22 protein-coding genes are annotated in these 22846 nt (G+C 65.6%); 12 read left to right on the top strand and 10 right to left on the bottom strand.

The genetic code is table 11. The annotated features are described in order from the left end of the window. Window positions 1-6 precede the first annotated feature (6 nt). From V6M63_RS04560 to V6M63_RS04550, 3 genes are all read left to right on the top strand, one after another. A complete protein-coding gene (locus tag V6M63_RS04560; protein ID WP_332739875.1) occupies window positions 7-1197 on the top strand; it encodes a serine hydrolase domain-containing protein in 1191 nt (396 codons plus the stop codon). Window positions 1198-1245: 48 nt separating this feature from the next. Beyond that, on the top strand, window positions 1246-2154 hold the full coding sequence (locus V6M63_RS04555; protein ID WP_332739873.1) for a dienelactone hydrolase family protein: 909 nt from the start codon (window positions 1246-1248) through the stop codon (window positions 2152-2154). Between the two features lie 70 nt (window positions 2155-2224). Next, complete coding sequence (locus V6M63_RS04550; RefSeq protein WP_332739871.1) at window positions 2225-3028, top strand: ZIP family metal transporter; 804 nt, start codon at window positions 2225-2227, stop codon at window positions 3026-3028. 5 nt (window positions 3029-3033) lie between these two features. On the opposite strand, the gene V6M63_RS04545 is transcribed toward V6M63_RS04550, so the two are convergent. Genes V6M63_RS04545 through V6M63_RS04530 form a run of 4 tightly spaced genes read right to left on the bottom strand, consistent with a single transcriptional unit; the run spans window position 3034 to window position 8614 of the window. After that, complete coding sequence (locus V6M63_RS04545; RefSeq protein ID WP_332739869.1) at window positions 3034-5607, bottom strand: PAS domain-containing sensor histidine kinase; 2574 nt, start codon at window positions 5605-5607, stop codon at window positions 3034-3036. 22 nt (window positions 5608-5629) lie between these two features. Beyond that, complete coding sequence (locus V6M63_RS04540) at window positions 5630-6487, bottom strand: sulfurtransferase (RefSeq protein WP_332739868.1); 858 nt, start codon at window positions 6485-6487, stop codon at window positions 5630-5632. Between the two features lie 30 nt (window positions 6488-6517). Continuing rightward, the gene (locus tag V6M63_RS04535) at window positions 6518-7408 is read right to left on the bottom strand and encodes a DMT family transporter (RefSeq protein WP_332739867.1); all 891 of its coding nucleotides are present in this window, start codon (window positions 7406-7408) and stop codon (window positions 6518-6520) included. Between the two features lie 57 nt (window positions 7409-7465). Beyond that, the gene (locus V6M63_RS04530) at window positions 7466-8614 is read right to left on the bottom strand and encodes an aromatic ring-hydroxylating oxygenase subunit alpha (protein ID WP_332739865.1); all 1149 of its coding nucleotides are present in this window, start codon (window positions 8612-8614) and stop codon (window positions 7466-7468) included. Window positions 8615-8834: 220 nt separating this feature from the next. Between V6M63_RS04530 and xseB the strand changes: the two genes are divergently transcribed. The 7 genes from xseB to dut all read left to right on the top strand — a co-directional run bounded on the left by xseB (window position 8835) and on the right by dut (window position 16279). Further along, window positions 8835-9104 (top strand): exodeoxyribonuclease VII small subunit, encoded by a 270-nt coding sequence (gene xseB / locus V6M63_RS04525; protein WP_332740153.1) that lies wholly within the window; start codon window positions 8835-8837, stop codon window positions 9102-9104. Continuing rightward, window positions 9101-10012, top strand: coding sequence for a polyprenyl synthetase family protein (locus V6M63_RS04520; protein WP_442909535.1), 912 nt, complete (start codon window positions 9101-9103; stop codon window positions 10010-10012). Before xseB ends, V6M63_RS04520 begins: the two co-directional genes overlap by 4 nt. Window positions 10013-10059: 47 nt before the next feature. After that, window positions 10060-11955, top strand: a complete 1896-nt coding sequence (gene dxs / locus V6M63_RS04515; RefSeq protein WP_442909541.1) for a 1-deoxy-D-xylulose-5-phosphate synthase — start codon at window positions 10060-10062, stop codon at window positions 11953-11955. Between the two features lie 212 nt (window positions 11956-12167). Then, on the top strand, window positions 12168-13247 hold the full coding sequence (locus V6M63_RS04510; RefSeq protein ID WP_332739861.1) for a TRAP transporter substrate-binding protein: 1080 nt from the start codon (window positions 12168-12170) through the stop codon (window positions 13245-13247). Between the two features lie 172 nt (window positions 13248-13419). Beyond that, window positions 13420-14022, top strand: a complete 603-nt coding sequence (locus V6M63_RS04505) for a TRAP transporter small permease subunit (protein WP_332739860.1) — start codon at window positions 13420-13422, stop codon at window positions 14020-14022. Next, window positions 14019-15806: a TRAP transporter large permease gene (locus V6M63_RS04500; RefSeq protein WP_332739859.1), complete on the top strand. Its 1788-nt coding sequence runs from the start codon at window positions 14019-14021 to the stop codon at window positions 15804-15806. The genes V6M63_RS04505 and V6M63_RS04500 overlap by 4 nt, the downstream gene beginning before the upstream one ends. Before the next feature lie 23 nt (window positions 15807-15829). Continuing rightward, entirely contained in the window at window positions 15830-16279 is a 450-nt protein-coding gene (dut, locus tag V6M63_RS04495; RefSeq protein ID WP_332739858.1) for a dUTP diphosphatase, read from the top strand. A 9-nt stretch (window positions 16280-16288) separates the two neighbouring features. Here dut and V6M63_RS04490 read toward each other — a convergent pair whose 3' ends face one another. Further along, complete coding sequence (locus V6M63_RS04490; protein ID WP_332739856.1) at window positions 16289-16840, bottom strand: FKBP-type peptidyl-prolyl cis-trans isomerase; 552 nt, start codon at window positions 16838-16840, stop codon at window positions 16289-16291. 14 nt (window positions 16841-16854) lie between these two features. Between V6M63_RS04490 and V6M63_RS04485 the strand changes: the two genes are divergently transcribed. Next, on the top strand, window positions 16855-18006 hold the full coding sequence (locus V6M63_RS04485; RefSeq protein WP_332739854.1) for a JmjC domain-containing protein: 1152 nt from the start codon (window positions 16855-16857) through the stop codon (window positions 18004-18006). Between the two features lie 41 nt (window positions 18007-18047). Next, window positions 18048-18566, top strand: coding sequence for a hypothetical protein (locus V6M63_RS04480; protein WP_332739852.1), 519 nt, complete (start codon window positions 18048-18050; stop codon window positions 18564-18566). 64 nt (window positions 18567-18630) lie between these two features. On the opposite strand, the gene bamC is transcribed toward V6M63_RS04480, so the two are convergent. The 5 genes from bamC to V6M63_RS04455 all read right to left on the bottom strand — a co-directional run bounded on the left by bamC (window position 18631) and on the right by V6M63_RS04455 (window position 22715). Continuing rightward, on the bottom strand, window positions 18631-19770 hold the full coding sequence (bamC, locus tag V6M63_RS04475) for an outer membrane protein assembly factor BamC (protein ID WP_442909534.1): 1140 nt from the start codon (window positions 19768-19770) through the stop codon (window positions 18631-18633). Window positions 19771-19822: 52 nt separating this feature from the next. Beyond that, window positions 19823-20719, bottom strand: coding sequence for a 4-hydroxy-tetrahydrodipicolinate synthase (gene dapA / locus V6M63_RS04470; protein WP_332739850.1), 897 nt, complete (start codon window positions 20717-20719; stop codon window positions 19823-19825). A gap of 75 nt (window positions 20720-20794) precedes the next feature. After that, window positions 20795-21349: a class I SAM-dependent methyltransferase gene (locus V6M63_RS04465; protein ID WP_332739848.1), complete on the bottom strand. Its 555-nt coding sequence runs from the start codon at window positions 21347-21349 to the stop codon at window positions 20795-20797. Beyond that, the gene (locus V6M63_RS04460) at window positions 21349-21477 is read right to left on the bottom strand and encodes a hypothetical protein (protein WP_332740165.1); all 129 of its coding nucleotides are present in this window, start codon (window positions 21475-21477) and stop codon (window positions 21349-21351) included. Before V6M63_RS04460 ends, V6M63_RS04465 begins: the two co-directional genes overlap by 1 nt. Next, window positions 21474-22715, bottom strand: a complete 1242-nt coding sequence (locus tag V6M63_RS04455) for an MFS transporter (protein ID WP_332739846.1) — start codon at window positions 22713-22715, stop codon at window positions 21474-21476. Before V6M63_RS04455 ends, V6M63_RS04460 begins: the two co-directional genes overlap by 4 nt. Window positions 22716-22846: the final 131 nt, after the last annotated feature.

Here is a 22846-nt window from a genome sequence, read left to right as displayed (position 1 = left end):
ACTGACGTGCAGCATCGCCGCGCGTTCCTGTGCGCCGGCCTGTCCGTGGCGGGCTGGCCCGCATGGGCGCAGACCGACGACAAGTGGGGCGCCCAGCGCGGGTACCCGGAGAGCCGCTCAAGCTTCGAGCGCTTGCCCGAATACCGCGTGGGCAATTACTCCGGCGGCCACGAGCGTTCGATCCGCCACCACGTGATCCGCGCCGGCGGCAGGGTGGCTGCCTGGAACGAGACGCCGGTGAACGATTTCCGCTACCGGTGGGCAGGGTTGCGCAAGACGCCCGACGACTACCTGGCGCAGTGGCCCGTCACGGGCCTGCTGATCGCGCGCGACGGCAACATCCTGGTCGAGCGCTACCGCTTCGCCCGCCAACCGTCCATGCGCTTGCAGAGCTGGTCCATGGCCAAGAGCATCACCTCGCTGTTGCTGGGCATCTGCCTGGACCGTGGACTCATTGCCTCGTTCGATGACCCGGCCGCCCGGTACGCGCCCGAGCTCGACGGCACCCTGCACGGTGAGACCACGTTGCGCCACCTGGCCAACATGTGCAGCGGCGCCGATGTGGTGCACGCGCGCGACAACGCCGTTCTGTACCCCGGTGCGTTGCTGGGCCGGGACCCCGACATCGCGCGCACCGTGAAGGACTGGAACCGGCGCAGCGAGCCCGCCGGCACGCGCTTCAACTACAACGAGCTGTGTCCGCTGACGCTGGGCATGGTGATGCGCCGCGTCACCGGGGATTCGCTGTCGGCCTTCGCCGAACAGGTGCTGTGGCAGCCCCTGGGCGCCGAGGCGCCAGCCACCTGGTTCACCGATGCGCGCGGGGCCGAGTTCAACAGCATCGGTTTCGCCGCGCGGCTGCGCGACTGGGCGCGGTTGGGCCAACTGGTCGCTCAACGCGGCCGCGGCCCCGAGGGCCAGGTCATCGTCAGCGAGGCGTGGATCAACGAATGCACGTCATGGAGCGAACGTGATGCCCCGGTGCGCCCCGGCCGGGCCCGGTTGGCGCTGGGTTACAAGGCCTTGTTCTGGCATTCGCGTGCCGATGGTTCGCGACCCGCCATGCACGGCCACCACGGCCAGCGCGTGCTGATCGACATGCCCACGCGCACCGTGCTCGTGCAGACGGCGGTCGACCAGCAGGGTCTGTGGGAGCAGGAACTGCTGGACATGTTTGACGCCGCCACACGGGTTTGATGGCCGTGGCAGACTGGTCCGACCCCAACCAGATCAGGAGACTTCCACATGCTCAAGGACCCACACGACCAACACGCCCAGGACCTCGGGGCCCTGCTGCCCGGCCAGTCGAATGAACACGGCACCACCCGCCGCACCGCCCTCAAGGCGGCGCTGGGCGTGGGTTACGCCGCGTCTGCCTTGCCCCTGATGGCGCAGACGGCGATCAGGACGCCGTCCGACGGGCTCACCGTGGGCGAGGTCATGATCGACGTCAACGGTTTCAAGATGCCCGCCTACCGTGCCGCGCCGGCCGGCAAGACCGGCCTGCCGGTGGTGCTCGTGCTCTCCGAGATCTTCGGGGTGCACGAGTACATCGCCGACACCGCGCGCCGATTCGCCAAGGCGGGCTACATGGCGATTGCGCCCGAGCTGTTCGTGCGCCAGGGCGATGCACAGAGCTATGGTGAGATCGCCAAGCTGATCGCCGAGGTGGTGTCCAAGGTGCCGGATGCACAGGTGATGGCCGACCTGGACGCCGCGGTGAAGTGGGCCGGTGCCAACGGCGGCGATGTTTCAAAGGTGGGCGTGACCGGTTTCTGCTGGGGCGGGCGCCACGTGTGGCTGTACGCGGCCCACAACCCGGCGGTGAAGGCCGGCGTGGCCTGGTATGGACGGCTGGTGGGCGATGCGACGCCCCTCAATCCGAAGCACCCGGTGGACATCGCCGCCCAGCTCAAGGGCCCCGTGCTGGGTCTCTATGGCGGCGCCGACTCCGGCATCCCCCTTGACACGGTTGATAAGATGAAGGCCGCTCTGGCGGTGGGAAGTCCGGCCGCCAAGGCATCGACTTTTGTGGTCTACCCCGAGGCACCCCACGCTTTCCATGCCGACTACCGCCCGAGTTTCCGCAAGGAGCCGGCCGAAGACGGCTGGAACCGGGCACTGGCGTGGTTCAAGCAGCACGGCGTGGCCTGAGCCGCGTTGCGCCGGGGACCCAAGGCCGCTGAAAAGCGGCCTTTTTCATGGACAAACTGAAAAGAACAACATGACCTTGTTGGCGATCCTGGTGGGTACCGTGGCGGCCGGTGTGGGCAGCGTCTGGCTGGCCGCGCTGATGGCGTTTGCGATGCTGGCGCGCTTCACACAACACATGCTCAGTCTGGCCGCCGGTGCGCTCATGGCCACAGCCTTCATGCACCTGCTGCCCGAGGCGTTCGAGAGCGAGGCCGGCGCGCACGAGTTGTTTGCCATGTTGCTGGGCGGGCTGGTCTTTTTCTTCCTGCTCGACAAGGCCGAGTTGTGGCACCACGGGCACGAGCACAACCACGGGCCGGCGCAGGCGCAAGCTCACGGGGATCACGCCCACCATCACCACGATCATGCGCACCACAGCCACGGTCCACGTTCGGGCGGCTGGGCCGTGCTGGCCGGCGACAGCGTGCACGCCTTTGGCGATGGCATCCTGATCGCTTCGGCTTTCCTGGCCGACATGCGCCTGGGCGTGATCACCTCGCTGGCGGTGCTGGCCCACGAAGTGCCGCACCACATCGGCGACCTGGTGGTGCTGCGCCTCACTTCGGGCACCTCGCGCGCCGCGCTGGTCAAGGTTTCCATGGCGGGCACGGTCACCGCCCTGGGCGGCGTGGTGGGCTATTTCCTCGTGACGCAGTTGCAGGACTACCTGCCATTCTTCCTGGTGGCCGCGTCCAGCAGCTTTGTCTATGTGGCGCTGGCCGATCTGATTCCGCAGTTGCAGAAGCAGCTGGGCTTTCGGGACACGGTGGCGCAGGTGGCCTGGTTGCTGGCGGGCATCGCGCTCGTGACTCTCGTGAGCAGCCTGGCCCACTGACCCCATCAGGCGGCGGGTTCGTCGCCGAGCGAAAAGCTGAACGTGGCGCCCTCGCCGGGCGCGCTGATGGCCGTGATGTCGCCGCCGTGGCGCTCGATGATGCGGCGCACGGTGGCCAGACCGATGCCCGTGCCTTCAAACTCGTTGGCCATGTGCAGGCGCTGAAATGGTTTGAACAGTTTGGCGGCGTAGGCCATGTTGAAGCCCACGCCGTTGTCCCGCACGAAATACCGGGGCGCACTGTCTGCCTCGTGCTCGGAACGCCCGAACTCGATCACCGTGTGTGGCTGGTCGCGGCTGTATTTCAAGGCGTTGCCCAGCAGGTTCTCCAGCGCGATGCGCGCGAGCTGCGGGTCGCATCCGGCCGCCAGGCCTTGTGCGATGTGGCACTGCACCTGGCGCTGCGGGTGTTTGTCCAGCTGTTCGGCCAGGATGCTGCGCACCAGCTCGCTCAAGTCGACGCTCTGGCGCTCCAGGGGTGCCTGGCTCACGCGGGCCAGCGCCAGCAGCGCGGAGATGAGCGAGCCCATGCGCGCGGTGGACGACAGCACCCGGTCGAACATCTCGCGCTCGTCGGCACTCATGCGCTCACCGAGCTGTTCGTCAAGCAGACGGGTGAAGCCGTCGATGGCGCGCAGGGGTGACTTCAGGTCGTGTGAGACCGTGTAGGCGAAGGAGTCGAGTTCCGCGTTGAGCTTCTGCAGATCGGCGGTGCGCTCGCGCACCCGCTGCTCCAGCGTTTCGGTCAGGCGCTGGATCTCGCGGTCGCGGTGCAGGCGCACCAGCTCGGCGTTGGCGCGGCTGGCAAAAATGGAGACCAGCGCCTGAAGGTCTTCGCGCAGGGTCAATGGCTTGCGCCACATCGCAAACAGGATGCCGATGGGCGTTCCGTCGGCATCGCGCATGGCCTGTCCGAGGTAGGCCTGGAAACCTTCCCGGTTGATGCCCCTGGCCTGCGGAAACTCCTGCGGCAGGCCTTGGGCGCACACGAACATGTCTTTTTGCTGGAGGGTTTCAGCGCACGGTGTGTTGGCTGTGTCGAAGCTGAAGGTGGGCATGGGCACTGCATCCTTCCAGATGGAGAGGGCATGCACTTGTTGCGGATCCCTGCATTCGCCGATCACCACCATGTCGCATCCGATGGCTTCGCAGAGGTGGCGTGTCAGCGCGCCGAAGAACGCCTCGCCGGTTTCCGCCGCCACGCCCTTGGCCACATTGAGCAACAAGGACTCCCGCCTCTTTTCGGCGGTGGTGTTGATCGTGCAGGACAGGATGCAGGCCTCCCCGTCGATCTCGATGAGTTCGGCCCACAGCCGGGCATCGATCAGGCTGCCGTCCTTGTGGCGCATCCGGGTGTCGTAGTTGTCGATGCGGCCGTCGCGCAGCAACTGCGCCACGAACCGTTCGCGGTCGGCAGGCGTGAGCCAGACACCGGTATCGACCGATGTCTGACCCAGTTGCTCCTCAAGCCGCAATCCCTGCACGGAGTTGTTGGTTTGATTGATCTCCACGAAGCTTCCGTCGGAAAGCCGGGTGATGGTGAGGTTCAGCGGACTGAAGTTGAAGGCCTTGGCAAACCGCTCTTCAGAGCGCCTGAGCCGGTCCATGGCTTCGGCCTGCGCACTCACATCGGTGATGGTGGTGATGATGAGCTTGTCTTCACGGTCGGTGCCCATCTCGCTGGAGATGAGCGCCTGGAAGAGGGTGCCATCGGCACGCCGGCCCAGGCAGGGAAACTGGTCCATGTGGCGCTCGGCGTAGAGCTGTTGCAGGTAGGTGTCGCGCTGGGCCGGGTCGTTCCAGAGAAAGTTCTCCTGGCGGCCGAGCACCTGGTCGCGGGTGTAGCCGTAGCTGCGTTCGAACGCCGGGTTCACATCGAGGATGGAGCCGGTGCGCGCCGACTGGGCCACCATGGGGCTCGGGCTGGTGCGGAAGATGCGGGCGAAACGCTCCAGGTTGCGGTCACGCTGCTGCTCGGTGGCTTTGCGCCGCTCGAATTCCAGGGTCTGCAGCCCGATCGCCCGGTTGGTCCTCACCCGACTGTGGTGCACCATCAGCGCGGACACCAGGATGGTGGCCGAGTGCGTGATCCACACCCGCAGACTGACGTTGAAATCCGGCGTGGCCGTCAACAGACCGTTGGCTTCGGCCCAGGTCAGGGCGCCCAGCGAGCCGATGCTGGCCACCGTGGTGACGATGAGCGCCGTGCGCCCTAGAAAAATGCCCGCGCCCAGGACCGCGGCCAGGAACAGGAAACCCACGGCGGTGCGCACCGAGCCGTAGGTGAGGGCGGAGAAGATGGCGGAGGCCAGCACGGCGGCCACGATGGCGTGAGCCACATAACGCGTGCGACCGGTGCGCGTGAGGCCGTAGCAGAACCAGGCCACGACCGTGAGCCCGCCAGCCACCCAGCCCTCGTGCTTGCCCGGAGCCGCGAGCACCAGTTCCAGCATGAGCACCAGCAGGCCCGCGATGCCGATCACGAGCGACATCAAGGCCAGCGCAGAGGTGCGGTCCCGGTCCCCGAGAATGTTCAGCGCGGCGTCGTCGTAGGACTGCATGGAGGACGTGAAGGACATGGGCGCAGGATTGCGGTGGCCGTCAGCCTGCGGCGCAGGGCGCAGCGGGCGTGTTGCACCATTCGCTCCAGCTGCCGGGATAGAGCGCAGTGCGGCCCAGGCCAGCAATTTCCATGGCCAGCAGGTTGGGAACGGCGCTCACGCCGCTGCCGCAGTGGTGAACCACGCTGGCGGGGTCGCGCCCGGCCAGCAGGTGTTCAAACTCGGCGCGCAATTGCGCTGCCGGCTTGAAGCGACCATCCGGTCCGATGTTCTCGGTGAAAGGCCGGTTCAATGCGCCCGGAATGTGACCGGCCACGGGGTCCAGCGGTTCGACCTCACCGCGAAAGCGCGCAGCGGCCCTGGCGTCGATCAGCGTTTGTGCGGGGCGGCCGAGCGATTGCAGGATGGAGCCCGTGGACGCGGTGGCTGCCGCGGTCGGCTTGAGCGTGAAGTTGCCGGACTCGGGCTGCGGAGAAGGCCCGCTGACGACCGCACAGCCGGCCGCTTTCCAGGCCGCCAGCCCACCATCCAGCACGGCCACGGGCTCATGTCCGCACCACTTGAGCATCCACCACAGGCGCCCGCAGTAGTTGGCACCCTGGCGATCGAGCACCACCACCTGCATGCCGTCCGACAGTCCCAGTGCCGCCATGCGCTTGGCAAACGTCTCGCGCGATGGCAGGGGATGGCGCCCGCCGCTGGTGCGGTCGGTGCCCGTCTTGTCGCTGAGGTGGTGGTCCAGGTGCACGTACAACGAACCGGGGATGTGCTCCTCGGCGAACTGCGCGGCGCCCGCATCGGGCTTCATGAGTTCGAAGCTGCAGTCGAACACGCGCAGCGGCGCACCGGAGGACATGAGTTGCTGCAGTTCGCGGGCAGAGATCAGCGTGGTGAACATGCGCGCATTGTGCTTCAGGTCCCAGGGGCGTCAGTGATCCTCGGCGGGCGCGTTCGGCACGGCCCGTGTGCGCAGCACCGTGGCGGTGATGCCGCTGACGATGATCAGGCCCATGCCCAGCCATCCGATCAGGGAAAGCTGGTCGCCGAAGATGACCATGCCGTAGATGCCCGCGATCACGATGCCCGAGTACTGCAGGTTGGCCACCACCATGGTCGCGCCGCGCGAGTAGGCGCGCGTCATGCAGAGTTGTCCGAACAGGGCCAGCAGGCCGATGGGCAACAGCCAGAGGGCGCTGGGCCAGTGCAAGGGGCTCACGCCCACGAACAGCATGCCCAGCGCGCCCGCGAGCACGGCGCCGACGGAGAAATAGAACACGGTGCGGCTCTCGGGCTCGCCGGCACGCGAGAGCGCGGCCACCTGCAGGTAGGCGAAGGCCGCGAAGATGCCCGAGAGCAAACCCACCAGCGCGCCCATGACCTGGTGGTCGGCGAGCGTGGGGCGCAGCATCATGGCCACGCCGGCAAAGCCTGCGAGCACGGTGAGGAACAACGGCCCCTGCTGGCGGATCGGCGCATTGCGGCCCTGCATCAGCAGTGCGCCGCCGAGCAGGAAGGTGGCAATCCACACGCTGCTCATGTAGTTCAACGTCATGGCCGTGGCCAGGGGCAGGGCGGCAATGGCGAAGAACCAGGCGGTGAGCGAGATCGTGCCGACGATGCTGCGCCAGACATGCATCATCGGCAGGCTGGTGCGCAGCGAGACGCCTTGCATGCGCGTCATGCCGACCAGGAAGGCCATGCCCACGAGGCCGCGGTAGAAGACGATCTCGAAGCTGTTGAAGTGCGCGGCCGCGAACTTGATGCACACGCCCATGGTGGCGAAGAACAGCGAGGCAAGCAGCATCCAGAGCGCTTGCACCGATCAGGCTCTCGATGTGTTCTGGTGGCGGATCACGGGGTCGATGGCGTGCTCCTGTCAGCCAGCGAGTGTCGCCGCCATCCGGCGGCGATACCACTCGTGGAAATGTTGCATGCCGTCTTCCATCGGGCTCTGGTAGGGGCCGACCTCGTCATCGCCACGGGCCAGCAGCGCCTTGCGACCGGCGTCCATGCGCTCGGCGATCTCGTCGTCTTCCAGACAGGTCTCCATGTAGGCCGCTCGCTGGGCTTCGACGAACTCACGCTCAAAGGCGGCGATCTCTTCGGGGTAGTAGAACTCGACCATGTTGATGGTCTTGTCCACGCTCACCGGGTGCAGGGTGGAGACTGTGAGCACATGCGGGTACCACTCCACCATGATGTGTGGGTAGTAGGTCAACCAGATCGCACCGTGCTCGGGCATCTGGCCCTGCCGGTACCGCATGAGCTGTTCGTGCCAGCGCTGGTAGACCGGGCTGCCGGCCTTGCCCAGCAGGTTGGCAGGCCCCACCGTCTGCACCGAATACTCGGGCTTGAATTCCCAGCGCAGGTCTTCGCAGGTGACGAATCCGCCCAGGCCCGGATGGAAGGGCGCCACATGGTAGTCCTCCAGGTAGACCTCGATGAAGGTCTTCCAGTTGTAGTTGCACTCGTGCAGCTCCACGTGGTCCAGCACCATGCCCTCGAAATCGAGTGCGGCGCGCGGCCCCATGTGGGCCAGATCGGCCTGCACGTCGCGGCCGTTGTCCTCGAACAGCAGACCGTTCCACTCGCGCAGCGGGTAGTTGTTGAGGTTCAGGCAGGGGTCTTTGTCGAAGTGGGGCGCGCCCAGCAACTGGCCCGCCTGTTCGCCCTGGATGCCGCTGTAGGTCCAGCGGTGCAAGGGGCACACGATGTTGCCGCCCGCGCTGCCGCTGCGGGTCTCCAGCAGGTTGCCCCGTCCCTTGAGGATGATGGCCTGCCGGTGGCGGCAAACGTTGGAGACCAGCTCGACGCCGCTGGCGGTGCGCACCAGAGCACGTCCGCCGGCTTCCTGCGGCAGGGCGTGGTAGTCCCCTGGGTTGGGGACGGCGAGTTGGTGCCCCACATACCGGGGTCCGCGCTGGAAGAGGACTTCCTTTTCGCGCTGGAACAGCGCTTCGTCGAAGTAACTGGAAACCTGAAGTTGGCTTGCGGCCTGCTGCAGTTGAAGACTTAAATCAGACATGGTGGTCCTGACCTAGAGACTCCCCCTATGAAGGGGCAGGGTAAGCGCTGTGCTCGTGAGACGAATTCGCGCGGGATGGGTGAAGTGGTGCGTCCCTCCGGGCTGGGGTGGCCCGTCAGTGATGAAAAGGGTGGAATTCTACCCCCCGGGGCAGTACCCACTGGCCAGCGCAGGTATGTCAAGGCGTGCCCACTTTAGAATGAACCACGTGAACGATCCAATCCCCACCGTGCCCCGCTCCACCAAGACTGCACCGGCCGCTTCCCCGACCGACGCCCCGCCCACCGCCGCGAGTTACGAAGCAGCGCTGCAAGAGCTGGAACAGCTCGTGTCCCAACTCGACGCAGGCCAGCTGCCGCTGGACCAGTTGCTCACCCGCTACCAGCGCGGGGCAGAGTTGCTGGCCTTCTGCCGCGCCCGTCTGGAAGCGGTGGAAAACCAGATCAAGGTGCTCGAAGGCGGTGAGCCCAAACCCTGGGACTCCGCGTGAGCGCCGTGCTGTCCACCCTCCCATCCACGGACTTCATCGCCTGGCGCGAAGCGCGGCAAGCCGCCGTCGAGCAAGCCCTCTGCGAAGGGGTGCCGCGCGAGGCGCCGGCCGGCTTGGGCGATGCCATGCGTTACGCCGTGCTCGACGGCGGCAAGCGGCTGCGCCCGCTGCTGGTGCTCGCCACGAGCGAGACCCTGGGCGGTCAACCGCTGGCGGCCATGCGCGCGGCCTGCGCGGTGGAACTGATCCACGCCTATTCGCTGGTGCATGACGACATGCCCTGCATGGACAACGACGTGCTGCGCCGTGGCAAGCCCACGGTGCATGTGCAGTTTGGTGAGGCCCAGGCCCTGCTCGCAGGCGATGCGCTGCAGGCGCTTGCCTTCGAGCTGCTGGTGCCCGACGACGGTACCGTGCAGCCCGTCATGGCCGCCCGGCTGTGCAGGCTGCTGGCGCTGGCGGCGGGCGCCGGCGGCATGGCCGGTGGTCAGGCGATCGATCTGGCCAGCGTGGGTCATGCCCTGGACCAGCCTGCGCTGGAAGCCATGCACCGGCAAAAGACCGGCGCCCTGCTGCAGGCCAGCGTGATGATGGGTGCGGCCACCGCGCACGTGTCTCTCGCCACCGAAGCGCGATTGGCCGAGTTCGGGGCCTGCGTGGGCCTGGCGTTCCAGGTGGTGGACGACATCCTTGACGTGACCGCCGATTCGGCTACCCTGGGCAAGACAGCGGGCAAGGATGCAGCAGCGGACAAGCCCACTTTTGTATCCCTGATGGGGTTGACCTCCGCACAAGCGTATGCGGACCGTGTGCTGGATCAGGCCCACGAGGCCTTGCGGTGCAGCGGCATCGATCGGCCTGACACCTTGCATGCCCTGGCCGACTGGGTCGGGCGCCGCGATTCCTGAGGTCCACCGGCCCTGCCCATTCATTCATGACCCGATCAACCCTGCCCATGAGTTCATTGCTCTCATCCATCGAGTCTCCGGCCGATGTGCGTCGCCTCACCCGCGCCCAGCTTCTGCCGCTGGCCGATGAGTTGCGCTCCTATCTGCTCCAAAGCGTGGCACGCACCGGTGGCCACCTGAGCTCCAACCTCGGCACGGTCGAGCTCACGCTGGCCTTGCACTACGTGTTCAACACGCCCGAAGACCGCCTGGTCTGGGACGTGGGCCATCAGACTTACCCACACAAGATCCTGACCGGTCGGCGCGACCGCATGAGCACGCTGCGCCAGTTGGGTGGCATCAGCGGTTTCCCGCGCCGCTCCGAGAGCGAGTACGACACCTTTGGCACGGCCCACTCGTCCACCAGCATTTCGGCGGCGCTCGGCATGGCCATGGGCGCGAAGATCAAGGGTGAACAACGCAACGCCGTGGCCATCATCGGCGACGGCGCCATGACCGCCGGCATGGCCTTCGAGGCGCTCAACAACGCTGGTGTGGCCGAAGGCCGCCTGCTCGTGGTGCTCAACGACAACGACATGTCGATCTCGCCGCCGGTGGGCGCGCTCAACCGCTACCTGGCCCAGCTCATGAGCGGGCAGTTCTACGCCGCCGCGAAGAACGTGGGCAAGCAGGTGCTCAAGGGCGCTCCGCCCCTGTTCGAACTCGCCAAGCGTCTTGAGGAGCAGGCCAAGGGCATGGTGGTGCCGGCCACGCTGTTCGAGAAGTTCGGCTTCAACTACATCGGCCCCATCGACGGGCACGATCTGAACTCGCTGATCCCCACGCTGGAGAACATCCGCCACCTGCTCGAGACCGACAGCGGACCGCAGTTCCTGCACGTGGTCACCAAGAAGGGGCAGGGCTACAAGCTGGCCGAAAACGACCCTGTCGCTTACCACGGACCGGGCACCTTTGATCCGGCGGTGGGCATCGTCAAGTCCGCCTCCGCTCCCAAGACCACCTTCACCCAGGTGTTCGGCCAGTGGCTGTGCGACATGGCCGCGGCCGATGAACGCCTGGTGGGCATCACGCCCGCCATGCGTGAAGGCTCGGGCATGGTCGAGTTCGAGCGCCGTTTCCCCGCGCGCTATTTCGATGTCGGCATTGCCGAGCAGCACGCCGTGACCTTCGCCGCGGGTCTGGCCTGTGAAGGGCTGAAACCGGTGGTCGCGATCTACTCCACGTTCCTGCAGCGCGGCTACGACCAGCTGATCCACGATGTGGCGCTGCAGAACCTGCCCATGGTGTTCGCACTCGACCGCGCGGGCCTGGTGGGGGCCGACGGCGCCACCCATGCTGGTGCCTACGACATCGCTTTTCTGCGCTGCATTCCCAACATGGCTGTTGCCTGCCCGGCCGACGAGGCCGAGTGCCGTCAACTTCTGTCGACGGCACATGCCCAGAACCAGCCGGTGGCCGTGCGCTATCCGCGTGGTGCGGGTGTGGGTGCTGCCGTCCCGATCAGCCTGGAGGGGCTGCCGTTCGGCAAGGGTGAGCTTCGGCGCCAGGGCAAGGGCATCGCGATCCTGGCCTTCGGTACGCTGCTCCATCCTGCGCTGGCCGCTGGCGAAAAGCTGGGCGCCAGCGTGGCCAACATGCGCTGGGCCAAGCCACTCGATGTCGAGCTGTTGCGCGAGCTGGCCGGCACGCACGAGGCGCTGGTCACGGTGGAAGAGGGCTGCCTGCCCGGTGGCGCCGGCAGCGCGGTGCTGGAGGCCTTGCAGTCCGAAGGCTTCAACCTGCCAGTGCTCTCGCTCGGTCTGCCCGATGAATTTTCCGAGCATGGCGATCCCGCCAAGCTGCTCAGCGCACTGGGCCTGGATGCCACCGGCATCGAGGCGTCCATCCGTGCCCGGTTTGAATCGTTGCTGCACGCAGCGCCTGGCCTGAAGGTGGTGGCCTGAGCTGGTCCTGCCCCGTCACCCGAGATGCTTGTCGTCAGGCGTGATGAAACGTGCATGAGACCTAGCACTTTTTGCAAAGCCTCGTTTTTCGAGGGAAAACCCCTGAGCCCCTCAGGGGGGTCGTTCCTACAATCGCGACTGACTTAATTTACAAGTCTCTTGCCCGGCTTGCCGAGCCGGGTCTACCCATACCAACCACGGAGTCAATCGATATGGATCGTCGTTCACTTATCAAGAATGCAGGTATCGCCGGCGTTCTGGCCGCAGGCGCCGCGCCCGCTGTGCATGCCCAGGCCGCCATACGCTGGCGTCTGGCCTCCAGCTTCCCCAAGGCACTCGACACCATCTACGGCGCGGCCGAAGTCTTCGCCAAGAAAGTGGGCGAAATGTCGGGGGGCAAGTTCTCGATCACGACGCACCCCGGCGGTGAGCTCATGCCCGCGTTCGGCGTGGTCGATGGCGTTCAGGAAGGCACCGTGGAGTGCGCCCACACAGCGCCTTACTACTTCTTCGGCAAGGACGACACCTTCGCCCTGGATTGCGCCATTCCCTTTGGCCTCAACAGCCGCCAGATGACCGCGTGGATGTACGAAGGCAACGGCATGAAGCTGTTCCGCGAGTTCTACGAGGGCTACAACATCGTCAACTTCCCCATGGGCAACACCGGTGCGCAGATGGGTGGCTGGTACCGCAAGGAAATCAAGACCCTCAAGGACATCCAGGGCCTGAAGATGCGTATCGGCGGCTTCGCCGGCAGGGTGCTCACCACCATGGGCGGTGTGCCGCAGAACATCCCGGGTGGCGAGATCTACCAGGCGCTGGAAAAAGGCACCATCGACGCCACCGAGTGGGTCGGTCCCTACGACGACCAGAAGCTCGGCTTCAACAAGGTCGCACCGTACTACTACTACCCCGGCTGGTGGGAAGGTGGCCCGCAGCTCTCGCTGTACATCAACAACAAGGCCTTTGCCGCCCTGTCGCCCGAGAACAAGGCCATCGTGGAGTGCGCCGCTGCCATCGCGCACACGACCATGCAGGCCAAGTACGACGCCCTGAACCCGGCCGCGCTCAAGCAGTTGGTGGCTTCGGGCACCAAGGTCCTGCCTTTCCCCAAGTCCGTGATGGACGCCGCGTTCAAGAACTCCATGGCGCTCTACGCCGACATCAGTGCCAAGAACCCGAAGTGGAAGAAGATCTACACGGACTATTCGGCCTTCCGCAAGGACCAGAACCTCTGGTTCCGTTTCACCGAAGCGCAGTTCGACCGCTACATGCAGTCGGCCAAGCTGTAATCGGTCTTGCGATCCAGCAAGAAGCCCCGCCCCGGCGGGGTTTTTTGCACGGACGCCAAGCTTTACCGGCCGCGCGCGATGGCGAAGTTTTCAGTGGCTATCCCGTGGTGGGTTTGTTGCTTGCTAGACTCAACGGCTTTGTCCGTCACACCCAAATCCTATGGGAATTCCCATGCTGTTCCTGCTCAAACTCTCGCGTCTTATCGATGCACTCGGCGACCTGATCGGCAAGGGGGCCATGTGGCTCATCCTGGCTGCCACATTCATCAGCGCGGGTAACGCCATCGTTCGCAAAGTCTTCAATGTCAGTTCCAACGGTCTGCTGGAGATCCAGTGGTACCTGTTCGCTGCCGTCTTCATGCTCGGTGGTGGCTACGCATTCCTGCGCAACGCCCACGTTCGCATCGACTTCATCTCTGCCAAGTTCAGTGCGCGCACGCGCAACTGGATCGACGTGGCCGGCATCCTCGTTTTCCTGTTTCCGCTGTGCTACATGATGGCCACGCTGGGCTGGCCGCTGTTCGAACGCGCCTGGACCTCGGGTGAGATGTCCTCCAACTCGGGTGGCCTGATCCGCTGGCCGGTGTACGGGCTTATTCCGCTGGGCTTCGCGCTTCTCTTCATCCAGGGCATTTCCGAGCTCATCAAGCGTTTTGCATTCCTCACGGGGAATGGACCTGATGTCTTGAGCCATACCGGTCCCAGTGAGGCTGAGTTGCTGGCCGAACAAATCGCCGCCGATGAAAAGGCACGCCGCGCAGGAGCCGCGACATGATCGAACTGCTGACCCAGAATTTTGTGCCCGTCATGTTTGCGGGCCTGTTGATCTTCCTGTTGGCGGGTTTCCCTGTGGCGTTCTCGCTGGCTGCCACTGGGCTGTTCTTCGGCTTCATCGGCATGGAGCTGGAGCTGTTTCCCTCGAACCTGTTTCAGGCGCTGCCGTTGCGGGTCTTCGGCATCATGCAGAACGACACCCTGCTGGCCATCCCGTTCTTCACGCTCATGGGCATCATCCTGGAGCGCAGCCGCATGGCCGAGGACCTGCTGGAGACCGTGGGTCAGGTGTTCGGGCCGGTTCGCGGTGGCGTGGGCATTGCTGTGGTGTTGGTCGGTGCCTTGCTCGCTGCCACCACTGGCGTGGTCGCAGCATCGGTCATTTCCATGGGCCTGATCGCCATGCCCATCATGCTGCGCTATGGCTACAACCGCACCATCGCCACCGGCACCATCACCGCGTCGGGCACGCTGGCGCAGGCACTGCCGCCGTCGCTGGTGTTGATCGTGCTGGCCGACCAGCTCGGCCGCTCGGTGGGCGACATGTACGCTGGCGCGCTGGTCCCCGGCCTCATGTTGGTGGGCTTGTACCTGTTGTTCATCGTGGCGGTGGCGCTGTTCAAGCCGTCGTGGGTTCCGGCCCTGCCGCCCGAGGCGCGTATCTACTCACAACCCAACGGCTCCAGCGGCCACATCTCGCTGATCGCCTTGCTGGTGCTGTGTGGTTTCGCGGGCTTCGTCTGGTCGCAGGTGCACGAGTCGGTGATGAACCCTTGGCTGGGCCGCGAACTGCCGGCGCCGGGTGACGAGATCTTCATCCTGTCCATGACCATCGCTGCCTTCCTGGCGCTCGGTCTGGCGCTGATCAACCGCCTGTTCAAACTGGGGCTGCTCTCGCGCCTGACCGAACGCGTCACATTCGTGCTGATTCCGCCGCTGGTGCTGATCTTCCTGGTGCTGGGCACGATCTTCCTGGGTGTAGCCACGCCCACCGAGGGTGGCGCCATGGGTGCGCTGGGCGCGTTGATCATGGCGGGTGCGCGTCGCACGCTGTCGTTCTCGCTGCTCAAGCAGGCGTTGGAGAACACGACCAAGCTGGCCATCTTCGTGATGTTCATCCTGATTGGCTCCACCGTCTTCAGCTTCACCTTCAACGCGGCCGACGGTCACGTCTGGGTCGAACACCTGTTCGACAAACTGCCTGGCGGCCAGCTGGGCTTCCTGCTGGTGGTGAATCTGCTGGTGTTCGTGCTGGGCATGTTCATCGACTTCTTCGAGATCGCCTTCATCGTGGTGCCCTTGCTCGTTCCGGTGGCCGAAAAGCTCGACATCAACCTGATCTGGTTTGGCATCATTCTGGCGATGAACCTGCAGACCTCGTTTCTCACCCCGCCGTTCGGCTTTGCGCTGTTCTACCTGCGCAGCGTGGCAGCGCGCAACGACTACGACGATGTGGTCACGGGCAAACGCATCAAGGCGGTGACCACGGCGCAGATCTACAAGGGCTCGATCGCCTTCATCGTGCTCCAAGTGATCATGGTCATGGTGATCGTTTTGAATCCTGGCATCGTCACCGGCAACCTGGGTGTGGCGGTGAAAGTGGATGACGCCGCCGTCAGCGACATGCTGCGCAACATGCCCGGCCTGGAAGAAGAGCCTGAAGCCGCCGAGGAGCCGGGTGCAGAGCCGGCTCCCGAAGGCGATTTGAAGCCCGAGCCTGCTGCCGAGGAAGCGGACCCTGACCCCATGAAGGCGATGGAAGAAGCGCTGAAAAAAACCAAATGAGAAGCCAGTCCGGAGCCTGCTGAATGCGCATCGATGTGAAAGTGCTGGATCCGCGCATGGCGGATCAACTGCCCGCCTACGCCACTGAGGGCAGCGCAGGGCTGGATCTGCGGGCCTGCCTTGATGCACCTTTGACATTGGCGCCCAACGCCTGGCAACTGGTGCCCACAGGCCTGGCCATCCACCTGGCCGACCCTGGCTTTGCCGCCATGATCCTGCCCCGCTCGGGGCTGGGCCACAAGCACGGCATCGTGCTCGGCAACCTGGTGGGCCTCATCGACAGCGACTACCAGGGCCAGCTCATGGTGAGCGCCTGGAACCGCAGTGGCGTGCCCTTCACCATCGAGCCCATGGAGCGCATCGCGCAGATGGTGATCGTGCCGGTGGTGCAGGCGCGGTTCAACGTGGTCAATGACTTCGAAGCCGCGAGCGAGCGCGGCGCGGGTGGCTACGGCTCCACCGGCCGCGGTTGAACTTCGGCGTCAATGCAAGGTGCGTGGGCCGGGTGGTGTGATACCCGGTCCCTGCAGCTCGTCGGGCTCGTCCACCTGCATGCGGAAAAAGCCCGTGCCCAGCGAGCCTTTGCCCACCTCGGCTTCGGTCGCTTCGCGCACCGCATGCACCTTCATCGAGATGCGCAGCGCAATGCCCGCCAGCGGATGGTTGCCATCAAGCACCACGTGCTCGGGGTAGATGTCGCTCACGAAGTACAAGCGGTCGCGGGGGGCAGCCGGGTTGCAGCCCGGTGGCAGGCCTTCGAAGCCCATGCCCTCCTCGAGTTCGGCGGGAAACAGGTGGCGCGGCTCCAGAAAGAGCAGTGTGTCGTCGTAGTCGCCGAAGCCGTCCACCGGCTCCAGATGCAGCTCGATCGTGTCGCCCACCGAGTGGTTGATCAGGCCTTCCTCGATCTTGGCCAGCAGGTCGCTGCCGCCCACGAGAAACTCCACGGGTTCTTCGAGCACATCAAGTGCTTCGCCCAGCGTGTCCTTCAGGGTCCAGGTCAGCGCCACGACGCATTGTTGGGTGATTTTCATCCGACAATTGTCCCATGTTCAAACCCGAAACCATTGGGCCGCAGGCCACGGTCGCCGTCACGCAAGTCCCTGTGAGCTTGTTGGGCGGTTTGTCGCCGGCGCAGTTCATGCGCCGCCACTGGCAGAAAAAACCCCTGCTGATCCGCCAGGCCATCCCTGACTTCGAACCGCTCCTGAGCCGCTCGCAACTGTTTGATCTGGCCAGCCAGGAAGCAGTCGAGTCGCGCCTGATCGTGCGCAAGCCCCAAGGCTGGACGCTCAGGCAAGGTCCGTTCAAGCGCAGCAGTCTGCCACCGCTGAAGCAGCCCGGCTGGACCCTGCTGGTGCAAGGTGTGGATCAGCACGACGATGCCGTGCACGAACTCTTGCAACGTTTTCGTTTCGTGCCCGATGCGCGCCTGGACGACCTGATGATTTCCTGGGCCAGTGAGGGCGGTGGCGTGGGTCCGCACTTCGACAGCTACGACGTGTTTCTGCTGCAGGCCAGCGGCCAGCGGCGCTGGCGCATCGGTCGCCAGAAAGACCTGACACTGCAGCCTGACGTGCCGCTGAAGATCCTGCAGAATTTCGAACCCGAGGAAGAGCACGTGCTCAACGCGGGCGACATGCTGTACCTGCCGCCGCGCTGGGCGCACGATGGCGATGCGATGGGCGAGGACTGCATGACGTATTCGATCGGCTTTCGCGCGCCTCAGCGGGGTGGTCTGGCGGGTGAACTGCTGCAGCGCATGGCCGACGAACTCGACGACGAGACGCTCTACCGCGACCCCGGGCAAGTGGCCACGGCTCACCCGGGTGCCATGCCCGCCGGGCTGGAGGCTTTTGCTGCGGACGCGCTGCAGCGGTTGCTGGCCGAGCGGCAGTCGCTGGCCTGCGCGCTGGGCGAGGTCATGACCGAACCCAAGCCACGCATCTGGTTTGAAGAAGCGCAAGATGATTGGGTGGCGGGCGCCGTGCGGCTGGACCGCCGCACCCGCATGATGTACGACCCGCGCCATGTGTTCATCAACGGCGAGAGTTTTCGGGCAGGGGGGGCCGATGCACGCCTGATGCAGCGGCTGGCCGATCAGCGCGGCCTGGACGAGCGGCAGGTGCGGCGCGCCAGCGATGGGGCACAGTCGCTGCTGCAGGACTGGTTCGAGGCCGGCTGGCTGCACCGCGTGTGAAGCCACCGGGTTCTTGCTGATCACTCACCCAGGAGCTCGCCATGACCGACCCCCTTGCCGCAGACACCGTGCCGCTGCCATCCTTGCCCACGGGGCGCTTGCAGGGACGCCAGGTTTTTGTGGATGCCGTGCGCCAGGCGTTCGAGGTGGCCGCCGAACAAGGCTGGAACCACATCACCCTGAGCGACCCCGACTTCGCCGATTGGCCCCTGGGAGAGCGCGCCGTGGTGGATGCGCTCAACCGCTGGGCACACCGGGGGCGCACGCTGAAAATGCTGGCGCGCCACTACGACCAGTTGCGCTTGCTGCATCCGCGTTTCGTGCAGTGGCGCGTCACCTGGTCCCACCTGATCGAGGCGCACGCCTGCCCCGGTGCGTCGGGCGCGGAACTGCCCAGCGCGATGGCTTCTCCGGTCTGGACGCTGGAGCGGCTCGACCCATTGCGCAACACGCTGGCAGCCAGTGTGGACGCCGAACGGCGGGTGGCGCTGCAGGAGCGTGTGAACGAGTGCTGGCTCAAGAGCGTGCCGGCGTTTCCGGCCAGTCGGTTGGGGCTCTAGCCGCTCGCGCGACCAAAGAAAAGGCCGCCCGAGGGCGGCCTTTTGCTGGCTGCGACGTGGACCTTTACTTCAGGTCGTTGGCCAGCAATTGCGTGATGCGCTGGGCATTGGCCGAGCCGTCGGGCTGGCCCTGGGCGCCAAGCACCGAGACCGTGGTGGCCGTGTCGGCACTGCGCACGACGACCTGGTAACGCTCGGTGGCTGCCTCCTTCTTGGAGCCGCCGAACAGCTTGCCGAAGAAGCCAGGTTCCTTGGCGTTGGTCACGGGTTCCACGTAGCGCACGAAGTAGATGCCTTTGCTGCGGTCGCGGTCTTCCACCGTGAAACCGGTGCGATCCAGCGAGAGGCCGACGCGGCGCCAGGCGCGGTCGAAGTTGTCTTCGAACTGGACCACGGGCGAGTTGTTCACCATGACCACCTTGGCCGCGGCTTGCACCGGCGCAGAGGCCGTGACGGCCTGAGCCTGCGCTTCGGTCACGCCGAGCTTGACCATGAGGCGGCGCAGGAATTCGGTTTCGAGTTCCACGTCGGCCGGGCGGGGCTGCCAGATGGTCTGGTCCTTTTCCTTGGTGGAATACACCTCGACCATGCCGCGATGGCTGATGTAGATCTCGGTGCCGCCGTTGGCCGTGCGCTCCAGGCGGGTGCGGAAGCGGTCGCGCTCGCCGGTGGAGTACAGGTTCTCGAATACCTTGCCGATGGTCGAGCGGATGAAGTCCTGCGGCAGCTTGGCCCGGTTCTCGGCCCAGTCGGTTTCCATGATGCCCAGTGTTTCCTGGTCGATGTCGAGCAGGAAACCGTTTTCCTGCCAGAAGTCGCGCACGGGGCTCCAGAGCTTGTCGGCCGGGCGGTCCACCACCAGCCAGCGCTGATTGCCTGCGCGCTCGATGCGCACGTCACCCACCTTGGCCATGGCGGTGGTGGCTGCGTTGGCCTGGGCTGGCAGGGCGGCCTGGTAGCCGCTGGCCGTCACGGTGGTGCCCGGCACGTTGTAGCGCGAGTCGCGGTTGAGCTGGGTCAGATCGGGCGGCACGTCCAGCGTGCTGCCGCGCTGGGCACTCTTGTAGTCGATCTTGTCTTCCTGGAGCATGGAGCAGCCCGAGGCGATGAGGGCGGCTGCGGCCACCAGGCCCAGGCGGGACCACGCGGCAGCACCGGCCCAGGTCTTGAGGCGGGAGGTCTGATTCAGAGTGGGAGTGGACATGGGAAGCTCGGTGGGAACCGGGAGTGTGGGATGGACAAGAGAGGGGTTGGAGTCAGATCAGGCCGCTTTGTTGCAGCGCGCCTTCAACCAACGGCACCAGGTGGCGCGACATGGGCGTGAGCGGCAGGCGCATGGTCTCACGGCACAGATCCATGCGGGCCATGGCCCATTTCAGCGGAATCGGGTTGGCTTCGCAGAACAATTGTTTGTGCACCGGCATCAGGCGGAACTGGATGTCCATGGCGCGTTTCACGTCGCCCGCGATGGCCGCCACGCAGAGCTCATGCATCAGGCGCGGCGCGATGTTGGCCGTCACGCTCACGTTGCCCTGGCCGCCGCACAGCATGAGGGCGACAGCGGTCGGGTCGTCGCCCGAGTAGATGGCAAAACCCTTGGGCGCTTCGCGGATCAGCCACTGCGCGCGTTCGATGTTGCCGGTGGCCTCCTTGATGCCGACGATGCCGGGCACCTGGGCGAGGCGCAACACGGTCTCGTGGTGCATGTCGGCCACGCTGCGGCCGGGCACGTTGTAGAGCACGGTGGGCAGGTCACCCACGGCTTCGGCAATCGCCTTGAAGTGCTGGTACTGGCCTTCTTGCGTGGGCTTGTTGTAGTAGGGCACGACCTGCAGCTGGCAGTCGGCACCCACGCTTTGCGCGAAGCGCGCGAGCTCGATGGCCTCGCGGGTGGAGTTGGCGCCGCAGCCGGCCATGATGGGCACACGCTTGTCGCCGTGCGTCTTGGCCTGTTCGACCGAGACGCGGATGATCTCGCAGTGCTCTTCGACCGTGACGGTGGGTGATTCGCCGGTGGTGCCGACCACGCCGATGCAGTCGGTGCCTTCGGTGATGTGCCAGTCGATGAGTTTGCGCAGGGTGGGGTAGTCCACGCTGCCGTCTTCATGCAGGGGGGTGGCCAGGGCCACGATGCTGCCGGTGATGGTGTTCATTGCTGCAGGCTCAAATGGGGGCGCGTTTTGGGAGCCGCCCGGTTGGGGTACGGCCTCTCGCGCGAATCGTGCATTCTACCCAGTGGCATCCAGCGGATACCGGGGCGGCGAGTCGGGTGTTCCCGGGTGTTTTCGCACCGCCGCGATGCGCTGCACGAAGCGCTCGGGACGGTCGCAGAAGCCGTCTTCAAATGCCACCACGTGAAGACCCTCGCACGCCCTCAGAAGTTCGCCGGATTGCAGCAGGAAGTCGGGTCGCGATGGCTTGCCCACGCTCTCGTTGCCCGCCGCAAAGGTTTCGTAGATCAGCACGCCGCCTGGCGCCACGCTGCGCGTGATCACGGGCAGCAGCGCTCGCCAGAGGTAGTTGGTCACCACCACCGCGTCGAAGGCCTCGCCTTCGAATGGCCAGGGCCCGTTCTCGATGTCGGCCAGCACCGCGCGGCCAAGGGGCTTCACCGCTTCGATCGCCTCGGCCGATCGGTCGACCCCGGTGACGGTGTGACCGCGCTGTGCAAACCATTTCAGGTGGCGGCCGTGGCCGCAGGCCACGTCGAGCACCCCGCCGCCCACCGGAACCAGGCGCGACCAGCGCTGCACCCACGCCGAGGGTGCCTCCGTACCGTGCATCAGAAACAGCTCCAGAGCTGGTCGGCCAAATTCACCAGAAAGCCCGGCTGGTTGTAGAGCGCAAAGGTGCCCAGCAGCACGGCGACGACGCCGGTCCACACCAGGGCACGCAGGGCAATGGGTTTCACGCCAGCGCTCCCTGGGGTTGCGGTGCGCGCACGATGGGGGTCTCGCGCACCGGCAGGTTGATCAGACCGGCGAAGACACCCAGCGCGATCGAGATGTACCAGACGATGTCGTAGCTGCCCGTGCGGTCGTAGAGCACACCGCCCAGCCACACGCCCATGAAGCTGCCGATCTGGTGGCTGAAGAACACGAAGCCGCCGAGCATGGACATGTGGGCCACGCCGAAGATCTGCGCCACCACCGCGTTGGTGGGTGGGATGGTGGAGAGCCACAGCAGGCCCATGACACTGGCAAACACGTACACGCTCATGGGCGAAAGCGGCACGATGAGGAAGATGGCAATGACCACCGCTCGCGCGAAATAGATGAACGACAGGATGTGTCGCTTGGCCAGGCGCTGCCCGAGCACGCCGGCCGCATACGTGCCGAACACGTTGAACAGCCCGATGAGCGCCAGCGCGTAGCTCGCCACTTGAGGCGAGAGGCCGTTGTCCTTCAGGTAGCTGGGCATGTGCACGCCGATGAACACCACCTGGAAGCCACACACGAAATAGCCCGCCATGAGCAACTGGAAGCTGCGGTAGCGGAAAGCCTCGCGCAGCGCCTGCAGGATGGTCTGCTCGCGCGCTGGCGCGCTGCCTCCGGCAAAGCCGGGCTCGCGCAGCCCCCAGGCCAACGGCACGATCAGCAGCACTGCAGCGCTCAGGAACAGCAGCGCTTCCTGCCAGCCGAAGCTGCTGATGAGCCAGCCTTCCACCGGCACCATGAGGAACTGGCCGAACGAGCCGGCCGCCGCGGCCACGCCCATGGCCCAGGAGCGCTTCTCGGCCGAAATCTGCCGCCCGATCACACCGTAGATCACCGCGTAGGTGGTGCCGGCTTGCGCGGCGCCGATCAGCACACCGGCGGTGAGGGCAAACGTCATGGGCGTGGTGGTCAGGGCCATGCCGGCCAGACCGAGGCCGTAGAGCACTGCCCCGCCGATCAGCACGCGAAACGCACCGAAGCGGTCGGCCGCCATGCCGGCGAAGATGCCGAACAGGCCCCAGGAGAGGTTTTGAATGGCCAGCGCGAAGGCAAAGTTCTCCCGCGTCCAGTCTTGTGCCTGGGTGATGGGCTGCAACCAAAGGCCGAAGCCGTGGCGGATGCCCATGGACAGGGTGACGATCAGGGCGCCACACGCCAGGACCTGGAAGGTCGAGAGCGGGGCGCGGGTGGGGGATGCGGTGGCAGAGGACATCCGGCGACTGTAGCGAAGAAGCTCCCGGTTCGCCTGTCATCCGCGGCGCTCGCTCTTGATATTGGCCCGCTCGATTGATGCCGGTTGGGCATCGCTGGCCATACCGGCAACGGGTATCTGTATTTTTGTAC

Source organism: Hydrogenophaga sp. (genome assembly GCF_036675665.1).
In the GTDB taxonomy this organism is placed as follows: Bacteria; Pseudomonadota; Gammaproteobacteria; order Burkholderiales; family Burkholderiaceae_C; genus Hydrogenophaga.
Note: the sequence above shows the minus strand (reverse complement) of the source record. Positions and strands in the feature narration are given on the sequence as shown.